Raw genomic sequence first — 3,275 nt, forward strand, 5'->3', positions numbered from 1 at the left:
GAAATAGTAGGCAAGTAGGTAGTAGGAAAGGGATAAAGGATGTGCACGGTATTCCTCTTCTGGGGACAATGTCTCCCCTTTCCTACTTCCCTACTCTCCTACTTTCCTACAGGCTGAATAGTTACCCAGTTAGATACAAAGAATTTTATCATATCTTGTGGTAGTGTGTCAACAAAAATTTGAATTTATCCGTAGATTATGCGAATTTACGCAGAAATGCACATAGCACCTTATCGAGATGAGATTTTGTATGGGTTGCCATCACGCTCAGCCTGATACGGGATTTTCCTTTTGGCACGGTTGGTGGTCTTATCCCTGGGGCAAAAATGCCATATTCATAAAGAAAATTTGCTACCTCCATCGTTTTATTACTATCTCCTATAAATACAGGGATAATTGGGGATTCACTATTCATTGTATCAAGCCTTAAGTTTTGTAATCCTTGTTTTAAATATTGGATATTCTCCCATAATTTCTGTCTGTGATGAGGTTCTGTTTGAATTATTTCTAATGCCGCCAGGGCTGAAGCCACTTGAGCTGGTGGAAGTGCTGTTGAATAGATAAAACTTCGTGCCTTGTTTTTCAGGTATTCAATTAAAGCCGTAGAACCGGCAATAAATCCACCAAGACTTCCCAATGCCTTACTTAAGGTTCCCATTGAAATATCAATTTTTCCTTCTAACCCAAAATATTCAATCGTCCCTCGGCCTTCTTTTCCCATTACCCCGGTGCCATGGGCATCATCGACCATAACTAATGCCTTGTATTTTTGGGCTAAACCGAGTATTTCTGGCAAAGGAGCAATATCCCCATCCATACTGAATACGCCGTCAGTAATAATTAGTCGAAGTCTTGCAGATTGAGTTTTTTTTAAAATCTTTTCAAGGGAATTCATATCTTTGTGGGGATAGATTCTCAAAATCGCCTCGCTTAATCGACAACCATCAATGATACTGGCATGATTTAATTTATCAATGATGATGACATCACCTTTTTTAGTCAGGCTTGAGATTACTCCAAGATTAGCCGCATAACCAGAAGAAAAGACAATCGCAGACCTGGTTTTTTTAAAATCAGCCAATTGTCTTTCTAATTCACAATGCAGGAAAGTAGTTCCCGAGATTAATCTTGAGGCACCACTGCTACAACCAAATCTTTCAATAGCCTCTTTAGCCTTCTCTTTAACTTTTGGGTGCTGACTTAAACCAAGATAATCATTTGAGGCTAAAAGGATATATTCTTTTTTGCCAATGACAATGGTAGGTCCGTCAAGGCAATCAAGGACTTTTAACTCCCTATAAAGTCCTTGTTTCTTAAGATTATTTAGTTCCTCTTTTAAACTGACTAAATCCATAAAATGTTAAATTGACCTTCTTTATCATTCTATTTTTCTTACTTTCTAAGTTGGAAGTTTAAATATACCTTTCTTAACAAAGTAAAGTTAGTTATAGCCATCTTGCCCCATTTGAGATAGACTCTTTTTAGAAATCGTGTCAACTTGAACAGTCCAATCGCAAGATAAAATTGAGAATTCCATAGACTTATGCATAATCTGAATAAGGGTGTCAATCTAACCGGCTCAAACGGTAGGCTATTTTTATATTCCAATATAGCCTCAGGATAATTCTTTAAATTAAAATAGACATCCGCGTAAATAATTGACCTTACAAATGGGGAATAGTTAATCTCTTTCTTCTTATAACCACTATTTAAGGCATCCGTAACTATCTGAATAAGTTGGTTCATCCGGTGCTCATAGGTATGTTTTTTCAATGCCTCTTCTCTACCCTGCCTGGCAATCTCTTCTCGTTCCTCAGGATGCTTTAAATAATAATCAACTAATCCTTCAAGATGTTCATAATTATCATAAATAACAAGATGTTTTTTATCAACAAATAAGTCTTCAAGTCCATTATTAAAAAGTCTATCCGTGATTAAAAAACTGCCGCAAGATAATGCTTCAAACACTCGCATATTTAAGTCATTTTTTGTACTTTTATTAAACACTATCTTTGCCTGGCTAAATGCTTGTGCCATCTCATCCAGAAACTTCTTATCAATATATACATTAAACCTCCTGGATAACCTATTTAAAAACTCTACCCTTTCAGGATGTAGACTTATTTCAGTATTACCTATAAAACAGACATCATAAATCTTTTTTCCTTCATACTTCTTATGGATATCAAGGTCGCATCCATAAGGTAACCAATAAACATTATTATTACCTAACTCTTTATATTTGTCTACCAATTCCTTTTGATAGATAAAGAGGAAATCAAAGATAGGTGCTATTTCCTTTTGCCAGTGAAAGTTATATATAGGGTCTCCCGGATACCATACAGTTGGAATTTGAACTTTATCCAATCCTTTAGGGAAAAACGGAGGGCATCCTTCCGTATATATTATCAGCTGAGGTTTTTTCGCCTCATCTATTTTATCAATTACATCAGATATATTTGAATTAAATTGGCAGGGAATATCTTGAACCTTACCATCCTTTCCTTGACCACATGTGATAACCGTATGAGATTTTTTTAAAGGTTTAACGCAGTAATTCGCTGTAGTATAAAGGTCAGCACTATAAACAAATAAGATATTCATCTCTTCTTACCCTTCAAAATGGCTTATTTTTTGATAAGTGATGCCGATGATTCCAGGACACGGATAGGATTTGTCAATACCTACCTGGACAGTTACTATTGTGCGGTTATCTTTTTAACCTTTTCAATAAACAATGGATATAATTTTGAGCCTTCTTTAATAAAATTTTCGATTCTTTTCCATCTTATATCTAAATATTCATGCACGATAATATTTCTTAATTCAGCAAAATGAGAGAATTTTTCGGCAATTCTGGAATCGACATATAAAGTAGTAAATATTTTTAAAGTTTCCCGATAGCTTTGTGGGATATTCTTTTTTTCTGAGGCTAAAACTATCTTTGCAATATCTAACACCACCATCACTAAATTCTCTATCCATCTCTCAATTATCTTTCTTTTAAAACTATCTTGAGCATACTCAACCCACGTTATCTTTTTGATTTGGTCAATTTCACTAAATTCATTTTCTAAAAATTTTAGATTATTGAATAAGTCTTGCTTTTTCTTCAGGGAGAAGTGATTTAGATTTTTGGCTAATTTGCCAGAATTCGTCAACAAATTGCCAAAAATCTATTGCTTCATAACTGGTTTTACAAAGTAGGTCTAAATAAAGTTCTCTATCTTTAATTATCAAAGGGATACCTGATGTCAACACGCTATAAATTAGTG

4 protein-coding genes are annotated in these 3,275 nt (G+C 34.7%); all 4 read right to left on the reverse strand.

What is annotated here, in order from left to right; translation table 11 throughout:
- Nucleotides 1-196 precede the first annotated feature (196 nt).
- On the reverse strand, nucleotides 197-1,354 hold the full coding sequence (bioF, locus tag AB1414_17800; protein ID MEW6609268.1) for an 8-amino-7-oxononanoate synthase: 1,158 nt from the start codon (nucleotides 1,352-1,354) through the stop codon (nucleotides 197-199).
- A 38-nt stretch (nucleotides 1,355-1,392) separates the two neighbouring features.
- The gene (locus tag AB1414_17805; protein MEW6609269.1) at nucleotides 1,393-2,604 is read right to left on the reverse strand and encodes a glycosyltransferase; all 1,212 of its coding nucleotides are present in this window, start codon (nucleotides 2,602-2,604) and stop codon (nucleotides 1,393-1,395) included.
- 95 nt (nucleotides 2,605-2,699) lie between these two features.
- Nucleotides 2,700-3,161 carry a HepT-like ribonuclease domain-containing protein gene (locus tag AB1414_17810; GenBank protein MEW6609270.1) on the reverse strand — a complete coding sequence of 154 codons (462 nt, stop codon included), beginning with the start codon at nucleotides 3,159-3,161 and terminating at the stop codon, nucleotides 2,700-2,702.
- The coding region (locus tag AB1414_17815; protein ID MEW6609271.1) for a hypothetical protein at nucleotides 3,088-3,275 on the reverse strand (188 nt) is incomplete at its 5' end. The genes AB1414_17815 and AB1414_17810, both read right to left, overlap by 74 nt.

This window comes from bacterium, assembly GCA_040755795.1.
In the GTDB taxonomy this organism is placed as follows: Bacteria; UBA9089; CG2-30-40-21; order CG2-30-40-21; family SBAY01; genus JBFLXS01.

What these genes read in the sequence shown, in the direction of transcription:
- bioF (MEW6609268.1), bottom strand. Translation starts at nt 1,354, where the DNA reads ATGGATTTAGTCAGTTTAAAAGAGGAACTAAATAATCTTAAGAAACAA.
- AB1414_17805 (MEW6609269.1), bottom strand. Translation starts at nt 2,604, where the DNA reads ATGAATATCTTATTTGTTTATAGTGCTGACCTTTATACTACAGCGAAT.